This window comes from Sinorhizobium sp. NG07B, assembly GCF_002532005.1.
GTDB lineage: Bacteria > Pseudomonadota > Alphaproteobacteria > Rhizobiales > Rhizobiaceae > Sinorhizobium > Sinorhizobium fredii_C.
This window is the reverse complement of record NZ_NWTD01000006.1, coordinates 250,556-271,147: the sequence shown is the minus strand read 5'-3', so window position 1 is coordinate 271,147 and position 20,592 is coordinate 250,556. Positions and strand designations below refer to the sequence as shown.

At 63.8% G+C, this 20,592-nt stretch carries 11 protein-coding genes; all 11 read right to left on the bottom strand.

The window, feature by feature from the left end; translation table 11 throughout:
- Window positions 1-25 precede the first annotated feature (25 nt).
- The gene (locus CO664_RS21000) at window positions 26-514 is read right to left on the bottom strand and encodes a MaoC family dehydratase (RefSeq protein ID WP_097526704.1); all 489 of its coding nucleotides are present in this window, start codon (window positions 512-514) and stop codon (window positions 26-28) included.
- A gap of 77 nt (window positions 515-591) precedes the next feature.
- Window positions 592-2,556: a glycogen debranching protein GlgX gene (glgX, locus tag CO664_RS20995; protein WP_097539786.1), complete on the bottom strand. Its 1,965-nt coding sequence runs from the start codon at window positions 2,554-2,556 to the stop codon at window positions 592-594.
- 266 nt (window positions 2,557-2,822) lie between these two features.
- Complete coding sequence (locus CO664_RS20990; protein WP_097539785.1) at window positions 2,823-4,451, bottom strand: alpha-D-glucose phosphate-specific phosphoglucomutase; 1,629 nt, start codon at window positions 4,449-4,451, stop codon at window positions 2,823-2,825.
- A 5-nt stretch (window positions 4,452-4,456) separates the two neighbouring features.
- Window positions 4,457-5,899: a glycogen synthase GlgA gene (glgA, locus tag CO664_RS20985; protein ID WP_097539784.1), complete on the bottom strand. Its 1,443-nt coding sequence runs from the start codon at window positions 5,897-5,899 to the stop codon at window positions 4,457-4,459.
- An 8-nt stretch (window positions 5,900-5,907) separates the two neighbouring features.
- A complete protein-coding gene (glgC, locus tag CO664_RS20980; RefSeq protein WP_037420325.1) occupies window positions 5,908-7,170 on the bottom strand; it encodes a glucose-1-phosphate adenylyltransferase in 1,263 nt (420 codons plus the stop codon).
- Window positions 7,171-7,284: 114 nt separating this feature from the next.
- Complete coding sequence (glgB, locus tag CO664_RS20975) at window positions 7,285-9,495, bottom strand: 1,4-alpha-glucan branching protein GlgB (RefSeq protein ID WP_037420322.1); 2,211 nt, start codon at window positions 9,493-9,495, stop codon at window positions 7,285-7,287.
- The gene (locus tag CO664_RS20970; protein WP_176536636.1) at window positions 9,492-11,954 is read right to left on the bottom strand and encodes a glycogen/starch/alpha-glucan phosphorylase; all 2,463 of its coding nucleotides are present in this window, start codon (window positions 11,952-11,954) and stop codon (window positions 9,492-9,494) included. The genes glgB and CO664_RS20970 overlap by 4 nt, the downstream gene beginning before the upstream one ends.
- Before the next feature lie 269 nt (window positions 11,955-12,223).
- Window positions 12,224-13,465 (bottom strand): VWA domain-containing protein, encoded by a 1,242-nt coding sequence (locus CO664_RS20965; protein WP_097539782.1) that lies wholly within the window; start codon window positions 13,463-13,465, stop codon window positions 12,224-12,226.
- Window positions 13,466-13,648: 183 nt separating this feature from the next.
- Window positions 13,649-14,527, bottom strand: coding sequence for a transglutaminase family protein (locus CO664_RS20960; RefSeq protein ID WP_037420317.1), 879 nt, complete (start codon window positions 14,525-14,527; stop codon window positions 13,649-13,651).
- 251 nt (window positions 14,528-14,778) lie between these two features.
- Window positions 14,779-17,187 (bottom strand): circularly permuted type 2 ATP-grasp protein, encoded by a 2,409-nt coding sequence (locus CO664_RS20955; RefSeq protein ID WP_097526698.1) that lies wholly within the window; start codon window positions 17,185-17,187, stop codon window positions 14,779-14,781.
- A complete protein-coding gene (locus tag CO664_RS20950; RefSeq protein ID WP_097539781.1) occupies window positions 17,188-20,514 on the bottom strand; it encodes a transglutaminase family protein in 3,327 nt (1,108 codons plus the stop codon).
- Window positions 20,515-20,592 lie beyond the last annotated feature (78 nt).

The window sequence follows — 20,592 nt, the reverse complement described above, 5'->3', positions numbered from 1 at the left end:
GTCATTGGCGCATAAAGTTGGCTCGTCAGACATCCGCCGGCCGGTCCTTCGGGTCGAACTGGATGATCGTCTGCCACACCGCCGTCAGCGCCGGCTTGCGCTCGCCCTCGATTTCCACGGTCGCGTCATAGGTGATCATCAGCATGCCGGCGCCGCGGAAGCGGGCGTCGGCCATGCTGAAGCGGCCGCGCACCCGCGCGCCGCTCTTGACCGGCGCCATGAAGCGCACCTTGTCGAAGCCGTAGTTGATGCCCATCGTCTGCTCGCGGATCTTCGGCAGGCAATTGTAGTTCATCGCCGAGAGCAGCGAGAGCGACAGGAAGCCGTGCGCAATCGTGCCGCCGAAGGGCGTCTCGGCGGCCGCGCGCTCGGGATCGATGTGAATGAACTGGAAGTCGCCCGTCGCTTCGGCAAAATTGTCGATTGTCTTTTGGGAAACGGTGATCCAGTCGGACACGCCGATTTCTTTGCCGATCAGATTCTTGACGTCGGAAAGTGAAATGTCTTGCGGCATTTGTTTGTCCTGAACCAGCGGCCTCCCTATCGATCTATAGGCCGGCCGGGCAATTTCTAGCAAGTGGCGGTAAAACTTTAGAAAACCTCGACGAAGAAGCTGACCGAGCGCGCCGGAGCGAAGGCCGGCAGCCTAGCACCCGAGAGGGCATCGCGCCATTCGCCGACGAGGCTGGTGGGCGGGCTGAAGGGATGGGGCGCATGGCTGCGGTTGATGACGACGGCGAGCCGGGTCGAGCGCTGCTGCTGCCGATCCTCGGTCGCCAAAACCATGGTCAGGTTGTCGGTTGCCGGATGTTCCCAATCCTCGACCGTCATCGGGTGACCGTCGAGGCGAAGCCAGGCGACGTCGCCTTGTCCGGTGAAGAATGACGTCTCGGCGAAGATGCCGAAGCGGCGGCGCATGGCGGAGAGCGCGGCCGTGTGGTCGACGAGTTTTTGGTCGAGCTTTTCCCAGTCGAGCCAGGTGATCGCGTTGTCCTGCGCATAGGCGTTGTTGTTGCCGTGCTGGCTGCGGCTGCCTTCGTCGCCTGCCGCCAGCATGATCGTTCCGCGCGAGGCGAAGAGGCTGCCGAGGAGCGCCATGGCATCGCTCCGCCGGGCCGTCACGACCTCCGGATCGTCGGTCGGGCCTTCGGCACCGTTGTTCCAGGCGTAGTTCTCGTTGTGCCCGTCGCGATTGCTTTCGCCATTCGCCTCGTTGTGCTTGCGCGCGTAGGAGACGAGGTCGCAAAGCGTGAAGCCGTCATGGGCGGCGATGAAATTGACGGTGCGTGTTCTCGTCTCGCCCCAGCGCGAAAACGTGTCGGAGGAGCCGGCAAGCGCTGTGGCGAGCGCGCCCACAGCATGCCGGTCGCCGCGCCAATAGCGGCGGATATCGTCGCGCGCCCGATCGTTCCATTCGAGGAAGCCTTCAGGGAAATTGCCGAGCTGATAGCCGCCGGGACCGGTGTCCCAGGGCTCGGCGACGAGTACGCGGTCCGACAGCAGGGGATCGGCTGCTATTGCCGAGAAGAGTGCTGCGTCGCGATGAAAACCGCTCATATCCCGGCCGAGGATCGAGGCAAGGTCGAAGCGGAATCCGTCGACGCCGGCGGCAAGAACGAAGTGACGCAGGCTATCGAGGATCAGCCTTTGAACCATCGGGTGGTCGCAAGCGATGGTATTGCCGCAGCCGGTGTCGTTAATAAGTTCTCCCGGCTGGTCGATGACATGGCGATAATAGGTAAGATTGTCGAGCCCGCGCATCGAAAGCGTGGCGCCGTAGCGGTCGCTTTCGCCAGAATGGTTGAAGACGAGATCGAGGATGACGCCGATGCCGGCCTTGTGCAGGGCTTCGACGGTTTTGCGCAGTTCCTTGACGCCGCCTGGAACCAGGCGCGGATCGAGCGCCATCGGCGCGATCGGGTTGTAGCCCCAGCCGTTGTGAAGCCCGAGCGGCGGCAGGTGCCGCTCGTCGATCCAGGCGACGATCGGCATCAGTTCGACCGCGGAGACGCCGAGGCGGTGCAGGTGCTCGATGACGACCGGCTCGGCGAGGGCGGCCAGCGTGCCGCGCTTCTTTTCCGAAATCTCCGGATGAAGGATAGTGAACGGCTTGACCGCGACCTCGTAGATCAGCCCGCCAGGCTGGAACAATGGCGGCTTCGGGTTGAGTGCCTTGACGTCGGTCACGATCGCTTTCGGCACGAGGTCGGCGGTCTCCTCGCCGAAGACGGTCAGGCGCGGATCGTGGAGAAAGGGTCGGTCGAGTTCAATAGCATAGGGATCGACCAGCAGCTTCGATGGATCGAACCACAATCCGTGATCGGGTGAGTGGACGCCCTCGGCGCGTAGGCCATAGCGACTGCCAGGCGGCACGTCGGCAAGAGTGATGCTGTGCACATCGCCATCGCGCGCCATCGGCAGACGGCGCAATTCCTTTTCGCCCTGCTTGTCGAAAAGGCAGAGCTCGATACGGGCGGCATTGTGCGACCAGACGGCAAAACGTGTCCCGCCAGGCGTGTGCATCAGGCCGAGGGGTGGAATTCCGGTCGTCGGCATGACGGCACGTTCCTTTTTGATTCACAACTGAATTCTGTATCCCGTCCACCCCCTCTGTCCTGCCGGGCATCTCCCCCACAAGGGGAGATTGGATGTGGCTCGGCCGGTGCCCCGTCGCCGGACTCGGGCTGCCGGTTTTCCTGCGGGAGCGATGGGCTTGCCGCGAGTCGATCTCCCCCCTTGTGGGGGAGATGCCCGGCAGGGCAGAGGGGGTTGAGGGCAGTAGAGAGAAGGGCCGCGGGTCGCGATCCTCGCCGCACTGTTCCTCAGGTGATAACGCTCGGCTCCTCACGGCGGGTGCGCGACTTGATCTCGGCGATGTCGTCGGCGACGGCGATCAGGTCGGCAAGGGCTTCCTGGGTGTCGAGGTCGTGGCGCGCCGGGTCAGGCTCGAAACGCTCGATATAGACCCGCAGCGTCGCGCCGGAGGTACCGGTGCCGGAAAGCCGAAAGACGACGCGCGATCCGCCCTTGAAGAGGATGCGGATGCCCTGGTTGCTGCTCACCGACTTGTCGACCGGATCGTTGTAGGAGAAATCATCCGCGGCCTCGACCGTCAGCGCGCCGAAGCTCGTGCCCGGCAGGCCGGCGAGCTTTTCGCGGAGTGCGGCGATCAGGGCGTTTGCAGCGTCGGAATCGACGCCCTCATAGTCATGGCGCGAATAATAGTTGCGGCCATAGGTCGACCAGTGCTGGCGGACGATGTCGAGCGCGCTTTCCTTGCGCACCGCCAGGATGTTGAGCCACAGCAAGACCGCCCAGAGGCCGTCCTTTTCGCGCACGTGGTTGGACCCGGTGCCGGCGCTTTCCTCGCCGCAGATCGTCGCCAGGCCCTCGTCGAGCAGGTTGCCGAAGAATTTCCAGCCGGTCGGCGTCTCGTAGAGGCCGATGCCGAGCTTTTCGGCGACGCGGTCGGCAGCACCGCTCGTCGGCATGGAGCGGGCGATGCCGGCAAGGCCCTTGGCGTAGCCCGGCGCCAGATGCGCATTGGCGGCCAGGATCGCAAGGCTGTCGGAAGGGGTGACGAAAATGCCCTTGCCGACGATCAGGTTGCGGTCGCCGTCGCCGTCGGAGGCGGCGCCGAAATCGGGCGCGTCGGGTGCCATCATCGTCTCGTAGAGCGCGCGGGCGTGGACGAGATTCGGGTCCGGGTGATGGCCGCCGAAGTCGGGCAGGGGGATGAAGTTCATCACTGAGCCCTTCGGTGCGCCCAGCCGTTTCTCGATGATCTCCTTGGCATAGGGTCCGGTGACGGCGCTCATCGCGTCGAAGACGACGCGGAAGCCGCCGGAGATCAACTTGCGGATCGCCGCGAAGTCGAACAGGCTCTCCATAAGCTCGGCATAGTCGGCGACCGGATCGATGACCGTCACGGTCATGTCCTCGACCTGCTGCGACCCCTCGACATCGAGATTGACGTCGCCGACGTCGGCGATCCTGTAGCTGTCGATCACCTTGGTGCGGGCGAAGATCGCATCCGTCACCTTTTCTGGTGCGGGACCGCCATTGCCGACATTGTACTTGATGCCGAAATCCTCGGTCGGGCCGCCGGGATTGTGGCTTGCCGACAGCACGATGCCGCCGAAGGCCTTGTATTTGCGGATGACATTCGAGGCGGCCGGCGTCGACAGGATGCCGCCGCGGCCGACGAGCACCCGCCCAAAGCCGTTCGCCGCCGCCATCTTGATCGCCTTCTGGATGACTTCGCGGTTGTAGTAGCGGCCGTCACCGCCGATCACCAGCGTTTCTCCCGCGAAGCCTTCGAGCGAATCGAAAATCGACTGGATGAAGTTCTCGGCGTAGTTCTTCTGCTGGAAGACCGGAACCTTCTTCCTGAGGCCCGATGTGCCGGGCTTCTGGTCGCCATAGGGGTTGGTGGAGACGGTTTTTATCATCTGTCTTAGCCTTTCGCGAGAAGACCGGAGTAGAGCGAAGCGTAGCGTTCCGCACTCTTGGCCCAGGAAACGTCGGACTTCATGCCCTGGTGCTGCAGGCGCGCCCACACTTTCGGCTCGTTGTATGCATGCATCGCGCGCCGGATCGCAAGACGCAGGCCGTCGGCGGTGACCGGGCGGAACTGGAAGCCGGTTGCGACTCTCGCCGACAGCGCCGCCTCGTTGGCGTCGATCACCGTGTCGGTGAGGCCGCCGGTGCGGGCGACGATCGGCACGCAACCATAGCGCAGACCGTAGAGCTGCGTCAGGCCGCAGGGCTCGAAGCGCGAGGGAATGAGGATCGCGTCAGAGCCCGCCTGCATGAGGTGCGACAGCGGCTCGTCATAGCCGGTGACCATGCCGATGCGGCCGCGATGGCGCGAGGCAGCCGCCAAGAGCGCCCCCTCGAGCGCGCTGTCGCCTGAGCCGAGCACGATAAGCTTGCCGCCGAGCGTGACGATATCGTCGGCCACTTCGGCCAGGAGGTCCATGCCCTTCTGCCAAGTGAGCCGGCTGATGACGCAAAAGATCGGGCCGCGGCTATCATCCAGGCCGAAACGCTCTTCCAGAGCCTTGCGGTTGACTGCTCGCTGCTTGATCGCCGTCGGACCGTAGTTGCGGACAATGTGCGGATCCGTCTCGGGATTCCAGGTGTCGACGTCGATGCCGTTGACGATCCCGGTCAGATCGGGCGCGCGGCTTGCCAGAAGCCCTTCCATCCCCATGCCGAATTCCGGCGTCAGGATTTCGTGCGCATAAGAAGGACTGACCGTGGTGATCGCCGTCGCCGTCTGCAGGCCGCCTTTCAGAAACCCGACATCGCCGTAATATTCGACGAGTTGCACCGAGAACGCCTCGGGCGGCAGAGAGAGCTCGGCGAACACCGAAGGGCCGAACTGTCCCTGGAAGGCGATGTTGTGGATCGTCAGCACGGTCGGCATGTTCCAGGCCGAGCCGAAGCGCATATAGACCGGCGTCAGCGCCGCCTGCCAGTCGTGAACATGGACGATATCGGGCTTCCAGCCGGAAACGACGCCGTCGCCGGCGATTTCGGCGGCTGCGAGCGACAGGGCCGCGAAGCGGCGGAAATTGTCCGGATAGTCGCGCCCGGTCGGATCGAGATAGGGCCCGCCGTCGCGATCGTAGAGCGCCGGTTGATCGAGGACGAGCAGGTCCAGTCCGTCGAACTCGGCCGCAAGCAAGGTCGCCGGATGGCCGAATAGATTGTCGATGCCGCCGACCTTCTTTTTCTTCTTGAGCTTGTGAAGGACGGCGGGGTAGCCGGGCACGAGGGTGCGGGTGCGGATGCCATGGGGAAGAAGCGCCGCGGGAAGCGCGCCGACGACATCGGCGAGCCCCCCGGTCTTGACCAGCGGGTAGACCTCGGACGCAACGGACAGGATGTTCATACGGCGGCCTACATTCCCAGCTTGTCGATCATCGTTTGGGTGATCAGGCAGACGCCGTTCTCGGTCCGGCGGAAGCGCTTGGCGTCGAGCTCCGGATCATCGCCGACGATCAACCCTTCCGGGATGACCACCCGGCTGTCGATGACGACATTGCGCAGGATCGAATGCCGCCCGACCGTCACGTCGGGGAGAACTACGGCATTTTCGAGTCGGGAGTATGAATTGATGCGGACGCCGGTGAACAACAGGCTCTTGTTGAGCGTTGCGCCGGAGATGATGCAATCGCCCGAGACGAGGGACGAGGTCGCCGAACCGCGGCGATTGTCGTCGTCATGGACGAATTTCGCCGGCGGCTTGATCTCGGAGAAGGTCCAGATCGGCCAGGTGCTGTCGTAGATGTCAAGCTCCGGCGTGATATGGGTGAGGTCGATGTTCGCCTGCCAATAGGCGTCGATGGTGCCGACGTCGCGCCAATAGGCCTCGCGTTCGAAGTCCGAGCGGACGCAGGAATGGGTGAAGCGGTGCGCCACGGCTTTCCCGTGCTCGACGATATAGGGAATGATGTCCTTGCCGAAGTCGCGGCTCGATTTGGGATCGGCCGCGTCGCGGCGCAGCATGTCCATCAGGAACTTGGTGTGGAAGACGTAGATGCCCATGGAGGCGAGCGCCATCTCCGGGTTGCCCGGAATGCCGGGCGGATCGGCCGGCTTCTCGACGAAGGCGATGATCCGGTCCTTGTCATCCACATGCATGACGCCGAAACCAGTCGCCTCCATGCGCGGCACTTCGAGGCAGCCGATCGTCACATCGGCGCCGGAATCGACGTGCTGCTGCAGCATCAACTCGTAGTCCATCTTGTAGATGTGGTCGCCGGCGAGGATGACCATGTACTCGACGCCGTGATCCTCGATGATGTCGATGTTCTGGAAGACCGCGTCGGCGGTGCCTTCATACCATTGCGTCTCCGAGACGCGCTGGCTGGCCGGCAGGATGTCGAAGCTCTCGTTGCGCTCGGGGCGGAAGAAGTTCCAGCCGCGCTGCAGGTGCCGGATCAGCGAGTGGGCCTTGTACTGCGTCGCCACGCCGATGCGGCGGATACCGGAATTCAGCGCGTTGGAAAGTGCGAAATCGATGATGCGCGCCTTACCGCCGAAATAAACGGCAGGCTTGGCGCGCCGGTCGGTTAGTTCCTTCAGTCGGCTGCCGCGGCCGCCGGCGAGAACATAGGCCATGGCATCACGGGCCAGGGGTTGAGTACGCTTTTCCACCATTTGTCCTCCCCAAGATCAGTTCTTCGAGGACCGCCCGGCGGCATTCTGCGACGCCTCGCGGGCCCCATGATTTCTTTCTATCCGTCCGCCGGCGGTGCCGACGAGACCCATTCCTCAATCCTGCTCCAGCATCAGCGTCGCCAAGGGCGGCAGCGTGATGGTGGCCATCGTCCTTCCGTTCGATTTCTTTTCCGCGAGAACGGCGCCACCGTTGCCCTTGCCGCTTCCTCCGTAGATCTCTGCATCGGTGTTGAGGATTTCCTTCCAGCGTCCTGCCACCGGCAGCGGCACGTCATAGCCCTCGCGATAGACGGGGGTGAAATTGGTGACGACGGCGACCAGCTTCTCGCCCGGTGCCTTTCTCAGCCAGGCGAAGACCGAATTGCCCCGGTCGTCGGCAATCAGCCACTCGAAACCCTCGCCCTCGCAGTCGCGCGCATGCAGCGCCGGCTTCGCACGATAGGTGCCGTTCAAGTCGCGGACCAGCCGCCGCATGCCTTCGTGCAGGTGGTATTCAAGCAGGTTCCAGTCGAGCTGGCGCTCTTCCGACCATTCGCGCCATTGGGCGAATTCCTGCCCCATGAACAGCAGCTTCTTGCCCGGATAGCCCCACATGAAACCGTAATAGGCCCTGAGATTGGCGAACTTCTGCCAATCGTCGCCGGCCATCTTGGCGATCAGCGATCCCTTGCCGTGCACGACCTCGTCATGCGACAGCGGCAGGACGAAATTCTCGCTGAAGGCGTAGAGCAGCCCGAAGGTCATGTCGTTGTGGTGGAACTTGCGGTGCACCGGCTCGCGCGACAGATATTGAAGCGTGTCGTGCATGAAGCCCATGTTCCACTTGAAGCCGAAGCCGAGTCCGCCGGTGTGGACAGGATGGGAGACTTTCGGCCAGGAGGTCGACTCCTCGGCGATCGTCATCACGCCCTGATGAATGCCGTAGAGACGGGAGTTCATCGTCTGCAGAAAGCGGACCGCCTCGAGATTTTCATTGCCGCCATACTCGTTCGGCACCCATTCGCCATGCTTGCGCGAATAGTCGAGATAGAGCATCGAGGCGACCGCATCGACGCGCAGGCCGTCGACATGGAACTTCTCGGCCCAGTAGAGGGCGTTGTTGACGAGATAGGCGGCGACCTCCTCGCGGCCGAAATTGTAGATCGCCGTGTTCCAGTCGGGGTGGAAGCCCTGGCGCGGGTCCTCGTGCTCGTAGAGCGCCGTGCCGTCGAACCAGCGCAGGCCATGCTCGTCGGTCGGAAAATGTGCCGGCACCCAGTCGAGGATGACACCGATGCCGACCTTGTGGCAGCCATTGACGAAACGGGCAAAGCCCTCCGGCTCGCCGAAGCGGGCGGTTGGTGAAAAAAGCCCGGTGGTCTGGTAACCCCAGGACGGGTCGTAGGGAAACTCGGAGATCGGCAGGAATTCGATATGGGTGAAACCCATGTCGGCGCAATAGGGGATGAGCCGCTCTGCCAGTTCGTCCCAGGTGAGCATATCGCCATTGTCGCGGCGCTGCCACGAACTGGCATGGACCTCATAGATCGCAATCGGCTGGCGGCGCGGATCGACCTCTTCCCAGTGCTGCCGATGCGCCTCGTCCTCCCAGACCTGGACGATCTCAGCTGCCGTTACCGATGCGGTATCAGGGCGCAGTTCCGAGCGCCGGGCGAAAGGATCCGCCTTTAGCGGCAGCAGCGTGCCGTCCTTGCCGAGGATCTCGTATTTGTAAGGGGCGCCGATCGGCACGCCGGGGATGAAGATCTCCCAGATGCCGGTATCGGTCCGCAGCCGCATGACGTGCCGGCGCCCGTCCCACTCGTTGAAGCTGCCGACGACCGACACGCGCCGGGCATTCGGTGCCCAGACGGCGAAGTGGAAGCCTTCGGCGCCGTCATGTGAGATCGGATGGGCCCCCATCCTGTCGAAGAGCCTGAGGTGCGAGCCTTCGCGGATGTAATAGTCGTCCATCGGTCCGAGGACGGGACCGAAACTGTATGGATCGACGACGATCCATTCGCCGCCCTTGTTGCGGGCGCGGTAGCGGACCGGCTGCTCCTTGCGGAGCGAGACGGGACCTTCGAAGAAGCCGGCATCGTCTCGCCGGTGAAGTGCTCCGATTTCGCTGCCGGAGAGTGTCTCCGCGACCACCGTTTCTGCGCCGGGGATGAAGCATCGTGCCACATAGCTTTTGCCGGATGCATGCACGCCGAGAACGGCAAAGGGGTCGCTGTGGGTGCCGGAAAGTATTGCCTCGATCTCCTGCGCCGGCAGGAAGCCTGACGCAGCTGGCGTTTCGTCCTTGCCGGGCGGTGAGGTCATCCAGCTCTCCAGATCTCACCGGCATATTGCCGGATCGTGCGGTCGGATGAAAACCAGCCCATGCGCGCCGTGTTGCGGATCGTCTTCGAATACCAGTCGGACGGGGTCGTCCAGAGCTGGTCGACTTCGCGCTGCGCCTTTGCGTAGGCTTCGAAATCGGCGGCGACCATGAACCAGTCATGGTTGTAGAGACCGTCGACGAGGCCGGCGAACCGGTTGCGGTCGTCCGGCGAGAAGACGCCGGAGGCGATTGCCGCGAGCGCCTGCGACAGCTCGCGCGACCCCTCGATGATGGCCCGCGGGTTGTGCCCCTCGGCCCTTGCCTTCGCCACTTCATCGGCGGTCATGCCGAAGATCTTGATGTTCTCCTCGCCGACCCAGTCGCGCATCTCCACATTGGCGCCGTCGAGCGTACCGATGGTGAGCGCGCCATTGAGGCCGAACTTCATGTTGCCGGTGCCGGACGCCTCCATGCCGGCGGTCGAGATCTGCTCGGAGAGATCGGCGGCCGGAACCATCACCTCGGCAAGTGAGACGTTATAGTTGGGGACGAAGACGATCTTCAGGAGACCGCGCACTGCCGGGTCGTTGTTGATGACGCGGGCGACATCGTTGGCGAGCTTGATGATCAGCTTGGCGTGGTGGTAGCTCGGCGCCGCCTTACCGGCGAACAGCTTGACGCGCGGCACCCAATCGAGTTCCGGGTGCGAGCGGATCTGATCGTAGAGCGCCACGGCCTCGATGACGTTGAGAAATTGCCGCTTGTACTCATGGATGCGCTTGATCTGGATGTCGAACATCGCCGAAGGGTCGAGCCTGATGCCGAGGGTTCCCTGGACCAGCTTCGCCAGCCGAACCTTGTTGGCACGCTTGACGGCGGCGAAGTGCTCCTGGAAATCCGCCTTGTCGGCGAAGGCGTCGAGCGCCTGCAGCGCTTCGGTATTGTCCATGAACTCGTCGCCGATCGCTTCGCGGATCAGCGCGAAAAGGCCGGGATTGCACTGCATCAACCAGCGGCGCGGCGTGATGCCGTTGGTCTTGTTGTTGATGCGGTCCGGATAAAGGCGGTGCAGGTTGGCAAACACCGTTTCCTTCATCAGCTCTGTATGCAGTGCCGAGACGCCGTTGATGGAGTGCGAGCCGACAAAGGCGAGATTGCCCATCCGTACCCGTCGCTCGCCCGTTTCGTCGATCAGCGAGATCGAGCGGATCTCCTCGTCGGCCGCATGCTTCTGCCGGCGCGCCTCGATGAGGACCTTCGCATTGATGGCGTAGACGATCTGCATGTGGCGCGGCAGCAGCCGCTCGAAGAGCGGCACCGGCCAGCTTTCGAGCGCCTCCGGCAGCAGCGTGTGGTTGGTATAGGCGAAAGTCCGCCGGGTGATGTCCCAGGCCTCTTCGAAGCCAAGCCCGTGGACGTCGGTCAAGAGCCGCACCAGTTCCGCCACGGATACGGCCGGATGGGTATCGTTGAGCTGGATGGCAACCGCATCCGGCAACGACGTGAAGTCCGGATATTGCTGCAGATGCCGGCGCAGAATGTCCTGCAGCGAGGCGGAGGAGAAGAAATATTCCTGCCGGAGGCGCAATTCCTGGCCGGCGGGCGTTGCATCGGCCGGATAGAGCACGCGGGTCAGCGACTCCGCCTTGTTGCTCTCGCGCAGCGCACCGATATGGTCGCCGGCATTGAAGGCGTCGAGCAGGATCGGGTCGATCGGCTGTGCGGCCCAGAGCCGCAGCGTGTTGACGCGCTTCGCCCGCCAGCCGACCGCCGGCGTGTCGAAGGCGGTGGCGATCACCCGTTCCGCCGGCTTCCAGACGTAGCGCTGAACTTCCTCGTCGATATTGACCGTTTCGACGCTCCCGCCGTAGCCGATCTCGTAGGAGCTCTCGCGCCGTTCGAATTCCCAGGGATTGCCATGCGCCAGCCAGGTTTCTGGCAGTTCGACCTGCCAGCCATCGGCCATCTGCTGGCGGAACAGGCCGTGCATGTAGCGGATGCCGTAGCCATAGGCGGGGACGTCGACCGTCGCCATAGATTCCATGAAGCAGGCCGCAAGGCGCCCGAGGCCGCCATTGCCGAGCGCGGCGTCGGGCTCGAGCTGCGCGACCACATCGATATCGACGCCGAGCGAGGCGAGCGCGTCACGCATCTCGTCCATCAGACCGATATTGGTCATCGCGTCGCGCATCAGGCGACCGATGAGGAATTCGAGGGAAAGGTAGTAGACCCGCTTCGCCCCGGTGGCATAGGTCTTGCGCGTCGACTCCATCCACTTGTCGGTGATCCGGTCGCGGGCCACCAGAATGGCGGCGGTCAGCCAGTCGTGCGGCTTGGCGACCTTCGGATCCTTGCCGATGCGGTATTTCAGGCGCTCGAGAATCTCGACGGCGAGCTGGCCGGGTTCGGAGGATCTCAGGGCCGGCTGCGGCAGTTCGTTGGTGGAGAGCCGATTCATCATGAGAACTGTCAAACCCTTGTTGCATTTCAGGAAACCGCAGGCCGAAGCGGCCGGGAACAGGGCATTTATGCATCGATCCGAAGCGCTTGCAACAGCTGTTTTTAAATGGATTAGATCGTTTCTACGCCGGGTACGGATGTACTTAGGCTTCTATTTCAATAGGTTCGCAGCACGAAAAATGCCATCCGGCAAGGCCGAACGGCATGGGGAGGGGGGGACAGCGGTGGGCTCCGGTCCGACCAAAGCAGCCTGCCCGCCGGTGTCGCTCACTTCGTGAGGCGGGAAACCACTGCTGCGGCGCGCTCGCCGATCGCCTGGAAGGCCGCGACGAGGTCGGTGACTTCCTCGGCCTCGAAATAATGCGAGGCGGACGAGGCGCAATATCTCAGCAGTTCCTGGCCGCGCTGCGGCGCCATGAATGCGACGCTATAGATCTCGACTTTGTTGGCCTTGGCGGTGTCGCACCATTGCTTGGTGACCGTGTCGTCATTGGCGTAGTTGTTCTCGCCGTCGGTCATGAAGACGAGGTATTTCGACGGCACCTGGCCATTCTTGGCGGCGTGTGTCGTGTTTTCCGTCTCCGCAATGACCTTTTGGTAGGCGGTCTTGAAAGCGCCGGCCGAGGCCGTGCCCCCGGTTGCGACGAGCGCATTGACATAGCTTGCGGCGCCGCTCGTACCCCAGGCGAGTGTTCCGGCGGCATCCTGTACGGAGTTATAGGAGACCGCAGCGGTACGAACGTAGATCTGATCCGGATCGGCGACCAGCAATTGCGCCAGCAGGTCGCTCACTGCAGTCTTCAGGGCGTCGATCTTGGTGACGTAGCACGGGCTGGTCGCCTTCAGGTAAGGGTACTTGCTCCAGGTCGCTTCGGTATAGTTGGGGCAGCTCTTCTTTGTCGTGTTGATGGTGTTCGTCTTCCATGCCATCGAGCCGGATCGGTCGAGAACCAGATACATCGACAGCGCGTTCTTGCTCTCGGTCGCGCTTTCCGCCGTGGAACTCGCTTCGAGCTCGACCGAATCCGTCCCGAGCAGCCGCGTCATGGCGTTGAATTCGATGACTCGCTTGTTGACGACGGTCACCTGGAAGATTTTTCCCTTCGTGCCGTTCGGCGTCTCGGTGATATTCACCTCGAGCGTGTTGACGTCGTCCCATGTTGGAGTCGACGATTGAGTGCCGGTCGGAGTTCCATCGCCGCTGTCGGCCGGAGTATCCGGCGTCGTGGTGCCGCCGCCCTGGGTTTTCAGGAATTTGCGGGCGAGTTCCTTGGCTTCTGCGATGCTCGGCTGTTCCTCGGAAACGAGCGCAGACGCCGCCGCAAGAGCGGCCGCATCGGTCGCGTCCTGCAGCTGGTTCTTCGTCATCAGCATATTGGCCATGTCGATGGACACGCCGCCGGCCGCGAGAAGCAGCGGCGCAGCGACCGCCGTCATCATGCCGAAATTGCCGCCCCGATCCTTCAGCATCTTCATGAAGGATTGGCCGATAGTGGACCGTCTTCCCATGCTGCACCCCCACACGTTGTAGCCTGTCGCCTATGACACTAGTGGATGATGCGTTACCGTCCCGTTCAAGCAATCGCTGCAATCTTAACGAACCGCCGCAAAGCCCATGCTTTCTGTGGGGCGCCGGCAAGCGTGGATTTGCCTTTATCTGTGTGAAAACGGCACGAAGCGTGCCAGTTTCGGTCATTCCACCGGAATGACGTCGACGGCCTGTTCGGTGGTATGGCTGCCGTAGCTTTTCAGGACACCGATGACCGGCGCCACGTCGCCATAGTCGCGCCCGTGGCCGACGACGATATGGTCGGTGCCTGCCGGAATATTGTTGGTCGGGTCGAGCTCCATCCAGCCACCGGTTGTGCCGCACCAGAAGCGGACCCAGGCATGCATGGCGTCCGCTCCTTCCAGCCGCTCCTTGCCAGGGGGCGGCAGGGTCCTGAGGAATCCGCTGACATAGCCGGCGGGAATGCCTAGGCTGCGCAGCGCCACGATCATCACATGGGTGAAGTCCTGGCAGACGCCGCGCTTCAGCTTGAAGGCTTCGGCCGGCGTCGTCGTCACCGTCGTCGCTTCGGCATCATAGGCGAAATCGCGGTGGATGCGCTCGCAGATGGCGATGCCGATCTGGCGAACCGTCATGTTCTCCGCGGCGATCTCGCGCGCATAGGCGGCGATTTCCGACGCTTCCGGCAGCAGCGGGCTCGGGCCGATGAAATGGTGCGGCGACTCGGCATCGACGGACCAGCAGGAGGCGAGTTGCAGGGGCAGGCCGGCGAGAGGCGGCGAGAAATCGGCGGTGAGCGCCGTCGCCTCGGCCTGCACGCGCGCCTGCATGCGAATGACCAGGTGCTCGTGCATGGAGCGGAACAGGATGGAGGTGGTGGCGTTGGCGAAAAAGTCGACGCTCTCCGATCGCTCGCCGGGGGTGGGCTGGAATGTGACGGAGCCCGCTATGAGGCGCTGGCGGCCGGGAATCGAGGCGGGCAACACCCGCACCAGATGGCGACCGCCGCTCACCGGAACTTCGTAGCCGTAGGTGATCTTCAGGTTGATGTCATAGAGCATGCGAAGTGACGCCCTTGGTTCGATCGCGATGCGGTCTCGGTTCGTGGCTGAAACCCCTCCTCAACCCCTCCCTACAAGGGGAAGGGGCTAGGCGCCCGCGGCGATCGCCTGTCATTCCAGACTTGCGTCGAGCACAGAGGCTGACGGCGAGGAGGGGAGGGTGCGGCAAAGAGTTCCTCTCCCCCTTGTGGGGACGGGCTGGGGAGGGGTATTCGCATGCTTCGTTAGCCGCCATGCCGCCTTATACCATTCTAGCCGAGGTAGGTTTGGGCGAGCAGGTCGGAAAGTCTTTCCAGATCCTGCTCCAACCGCCTGTAGACCGCCTCGGTCATTGCCTCGGGCGTCATCACCGCAAGGCCGGAGTGAAGCCGCATCGTCTCCCGGTAGAAGGGCGACATCTGGCCGTTGACGAAGGCATTCGGCAGCAGCTCTACCTCCGTCTTGATCTCGTTCAATTGGAAGAGCACCGAGCGTGGGTTGAGCGGATCGAGCGCTAGCAGGTCGGTGACCGTCAGGGCGGCCGTGTTGACGTTGTAGCGGCGGCGATGGGTCATGACGCTGTCGCCGATCTCGAGCAGCATGTCATAGGCGCCGTCCGGAGCCTCCGGTCCGGACATATGGCCGAGCAGCCGCGTCATGTGCAGGCCGCGCTCGAGATAGCGCCCGATCGACAGGAAGCGCCAGCCGGTAAAGCGATACATGTTTTCGTGGACGAGACCGGCAAAGCCCGCCAGCTTGCGCAGGAGGATGGTCATCGCATGGGTCGCGTCGTCGCCGGCCTGAACGGTCGCGTGGAACTTGCGCGCCGTCTTCGACAGGTCGTTCAGCGCGAGCCAGCCGTCGGGAGAGAACCTGTCGCGAATGTTGCCGGCGCTGAAGAGGGCGCTGTCGATATTGGCGAGCAGGCTGGCAGGCACCGGCTGGCGCGTGCTGATATCGAGGGCTGCGAGATAGCTGCTGACATCCTTCAGGAGCGGCATGTTCGGATCCGCCGCCTCGGCGAAACGGGCGTGCCAGGCGCGCAGGATCCGGAGCGCACCCTCCGCCCGCTCGATATAGCGGCCGAGCCAGAAGAGATTGTCCGCCGCGCGGCTCGGCAGGCTGCCCGGCAGGTTGCGGGTGAAGCTCTCCTCGGCCGGCAGCAGCGTAGTGCGCTCGACCGGCTTTTCGCTGACGATCCAGACATCGGCGGCGGTGCCGCCCGCCTGCATGGCGATCGCCGCCACGTCGTCGCCGGAGCCGATGCGGGCGAAGCCGCCGGGCATGATCTGCCAGCCGTCGCGGGTGCGCGCTGCAAAGACGCGCAAGCTCATCGGCCGCGGCGTCAGCCGGCCGCGCACCCAAGCCGGCGTCGTCGACAGCGTCACCACCTCCTGCCCGACCAGCTTGCCTCCGCCTGCCGCCAGCCATTCGGCGGCCGAAGTCTTGGTGGTTTCGCGCAGCGCCGCACCGAGCACCGATTGCCCGTTGTCGTCGAAGAACGGCCGCGTCGAATAGGCCGGGCCAATGACCATGCCCTCGATATTGCTCGCGACGTGCTGACGCTCCTGTTCCTGGCCGCACCACCAGGTGGCGATCGACGGCAGCTTCTGCTCTTCTCCAAGCAGGTGGCGGCAGAGCGTCGGCATGAAGGCGAGGAAGGCGCGCGTCTCGAGAATGCCGGAGCCGATCGCGTTGACGATCGAGACGGAACCGCCGCGTAGCGCTTCGACGATGCCGGGCGTGCCGATATGGGAGGATTGATTGAGTTCGAGCGGATCGGCAAAGGAGGCGTCGAGGCGGCGCCAGAGCACGCCGATCGGCTTCAGGCCGGCGACGGTGCGCACCATCACCCGGCCGCCGACGACCGTCAGGTCCTCGCCTTCGAGCAGCATGAAGCCGAGATAGCGGGCGATATAGGCATGCTCGAAATAGGTTTCGTTGGCGATGCCGGGCGAGAGCACGGCGATGCGGTCGTCCGGATGCAGCTTTTGCGCCTGAAGAGTGTCGCGGAAGGCCCCGAAGAAGCTCGCCAGGCGACGGACGTGGGTTTCGGCGTAGAGGTTGGAAAAGGCGCGCGTCGTCGCCACGCGGTTTTCAAGCGCGAAGCCTGCGCCGGACGGCGCCTCCGTCCGATCGGCAAGAACCCACCAGGTGCCGTCAGGCCCGCGGCCGATCTCGAAAGAACAGAAGTGCAGGAAATGTCCGTCTGCCGGCTTTACGCCGACCAGCGGGCGCAGGAACTGCGGATTGGAGCCGACGAGCGCCGGCGGCAGCAGACCTTCGCCCACCAGGCGGTTCTCGCCATAGATATCTGCAACGACCTTCTCCAGAAGCTCGGCCCGCTGGATCAAGCCTTCCGAAACGGCGGCCCATTCGGCTTCGTCGATCAACACCGGTATGTGCGAAAGCGGCCAGCTTCGTTCGGTGTTTTCCTTGCCGTAGGCGCGATAGAAGACGCCGGCGTCGCGCAGATAGCGGTCGGCACGGGCGAAGCGGTTGGCGAGCTCCGTTTCGTCCATGCGGCCAAGAGCGGCGAGCAGCCGCTGCCAGACCGGCCGGACATCACCCTGCGGGTCGAGCATTTCGTCGGCGACCCCCGGCAGGGCGCGATAGCCGAACGCCGGGTCGCCATCGAACCGCCCCTCGCCTGTTGCCTCTGCCGCCTGCTTCTTCGCCATTTACACTCCTGCCGGACGCCTCAAGTCGAGCGTCAGGGGAAACTCCGCCGAGGGTGCCTCGGATCGCAGCCGATACATGCCGGTCGTGTGCCCCCAGGGTTCGAAGCGCGCCAGCCGGCGTGCCTCCGCCTCGTTGCCGTTGACCGGAAAGGTCTCATAGTTACGCCCGCCCGGATGCGCAACATGGTAGACGCAGCCGCCGATCGCCCGATTCGACCATGTATCATAAACGTCGAATGTAAGGGGAGTGTTCACCGGCAAAACAGGGTGCAGGCCGGATGCCGGTTGCCAGGCCTTGTAGCGCACGCCGGCGACGGCGACGCCGTTCGTACCGGTTTTCGACAGCGGCACCGGCCGGCCGTTGCAGGTCACCGTGTACCGATCGGGGTTGCCGGTTTCGAGCTTCACCTGCAGGCGCTCGACGGAGGAATCGACATAGCGCACCGTGCCGCCGATTGCACCCTGCTCGCCCATCACGTGCCATGGTTCGAGCGCCTGGCGGATTTCGAGCTTCGCCTCCTCGTATTCCACCTCGCCGCAGAAGGGGAAGCGGAATTCAAGCTGCGCCGCGAACCATTCCGGCCGGAGGTCGAATCCGTGCGCTTTCAAATCAGCGAGAACGTCGAGGAAATCCTGCCAGACGTGGTGCGGCAGCATGAAGCGGTCGTGGAGCGCGGTGCCCCAGCGAACGAAGCTGCCTTCGACAGGGTTTTTCCAGAAACGGGCGATGAGCGCGCGGACCAGCAATTGCTGGGCGAGCGACATGCGGGCATTGGGCGGCATCTCGAAGCCGCGGAACTCGATCAGGCCGAGGCGGCCGGTCGGACCGTCGGGCGAAAACAGTTTGTCGATGCAGATCTCGGAGCGGTGCGTGTTGCCGGTGACGTCGACGAGCAGATTGCGGAACAACCGGTCGACGAGCCACGGGAGAGGCGGCACGCGGCCTGCGCCGGGCGAGGGCACCTGCGCCAGGGCGATCTCCAGCTCGTAAAGCGAATCGTGGCGGGCCTCGTCGATGCGCGGCGCCTGGCTGGTCGGCCCGATGAACAGGCCGGAAAAGAGATAGGAGAGCGAGGGATGGCGCTGCCAGTGCAGCACGATGCTCTTCAGCAGATCAGGCCGGCGCAGGAAGGGACTGTCATTGGGGCTGCGGCCGCCCACCACCACGTGGTTGCCGCCGCCGGTTCCCGTGTGGCGGCCGTCGATCATGAACTTGTCGGCACCGAGCCGGCTCTGGCGCGCCTCCTCGTAGATCGTCGTGGTGATGTCGACGCATTCGCCCCAGTTCGAAGCCGGGTGGATATTGACCTCGATCACGCCCGGGTCGGGTGCCACGCGGATGACGTTGATGCGCTCGTCTTGCGGCGGCGGATAGCCTTCGATATGGACGCTGAGGCCGAGCGCCGCGGCGGCCTTTTCGGTCGAGGCGATCAGATCCAGATATTCCTCGATGCTCGTGGTCGGCGGCATGAAGACACTCAGCCGGCCGTCGCGCGGCTCGACGCTGAGGGCGGTTCGCACCGAGCCGCCGATCTCGTCGCGCGAGGCGGGCAGCGGCGTCTGCGGCTCTTCGAAGGGCTGGAAACGTGACTGCTGGGCGCGTCCCTTCTCTTCGGCGAAGTCTGGCAAGTCTCCGCGCGAAACCGTGGGGTCGACGGGGTTGATATAGGGATAGGACGAGGGGGAGATATGGGGAAGGGAGCCGAGCGGCAGGCGATAGCCGACCGGGCTGTCGCCCGGCATGAGAAAGATGCGGCCGCGCCGCGTCGTCCACTTCTCGCTCGTCCATTTCCGGCCAGAGGCCCGAGAATTCCAGGCCTGCACCGGCAGCACGTAGCCGGTCGGCGTCGTCAGGCCGCGCTCGAAGACGCGGGCGAGACGGCTGCGCTCCTCCGGGTCCTTGAGCTTCGAGTTGGACGGATCGACATTGTCCGGCAGGTTCGCTTCCTTGACGATCCATTCTGCCGGATCCTCATAGGCCGGAACGACCATGTCGGCGGCGACGTCGAGCTCGCCGGCGATCGCGACCAGCAGGCGCTCGGCATCGCGCTCGGTTACATTATTCCTGCCGCGTTCCTCGGCGATGAGCTCCGGCCGCTGCCAGATCGGCAGGCCGTCCCGGCGCCAATAAAGCGAGAAGGTCCAGCGCGGCAGGCTTTCGCCCGGATACCACTTGCCCTGCCCGTAGTGCAGGAAACCGCCCGGCGCGAAGCGCTCGCGCAGGCGGCGAATGAGGGCGTCGGCCTTTTCACGCTTGGTCGGGCCGACGGCGGCGGTGTTCCATTCGTCGGATTCGAAGTCGTCGATCGAAACGAAGGTCGGCTCGCCGCCCATGGTCAGGCGCACGTCGTTGTCGGCGAGCACCCGGTCGACCTCGTTGCCGAGCGCGTTGAGCGCCTCCCAGCTCTCGTCGGAAAAGGGCTTGGTGATGCGCGGATGCTCGGCGACGCGCGCGACCTTCATGTCGAAGGCGAACTCAGTTCTCGTGTCAGCATCGCCGAAGAAGCCGCCGGAGATCGGTGCGGCGTTGCGATAGTGCGGTGTGGCGGCCAGCGGAATGTGGCTTTCGCCGGTCAGGAGGCCGGAGGTCGGATCGAGCCCGATCCAGCCGGCGCCGGGAAGATAGACCTCGGCCCAGGCATGCAAGTCGGTAAAGTCGTGCTCGGTGCCGGAGGGACCGTCGAGGGCCTTCAGGTCGGGCGTTAGCTGAATGAGATAACCGGAGACGAAACGGGCGGCAAAGCCGAGATTGCGCAGGATCTGCACGAGCAGCCAGCTCGAATCGCGGCAGGAGCCCCTGGCGAGCCCAAGCGTCTCCTCCGGAGGCTGGACGCCCGGTTCCATTCGGATGACGTAGCCGATTTCCTTCTGCAGCCGCGCATTGAGGCCGACGACCATGTCGACGGTGCGCTGGGGCGAGCGATCGACCCCCGCGAGAAATACGGAAAGCCTTTCGCCCGCCGGTTCCGGCGTCATGTAGATCTTCAGGTCCTCGCTGAGGTCTTCAGGGTACTGAAACGGCCAGCGTTCCGCCTCCTCCTCGACGAAGAAGTCGAAGGGATTGTAGACGGTCATGTCGGCGACGAGATCGACTTCGATCTTCAGTTCCGTCACCGGATCGGGAAAGACATAGCGGGCGAGATAGTTGCCGTAGGGATCCTGCTGCAGATTGACGAAATGGTTCTCCGGCGAGACCCTCAGCGAGTGGCTGATGACCTTCGTCTTCGAATGGGCAGCCGGTTTCAACCTGATGATCTGCGGCGAGAGCCTTACCGGCCGGTCATATTTGTAATGAGTCAGATGATAGATACTGGCCTTGATCGACATGCAGCGTTTTTCCCCTCGATGGCGGGTCCGTCGCCCGCCATTCGAGACGACTTTGTGCAATGCAAAGAAAGAAAGCAA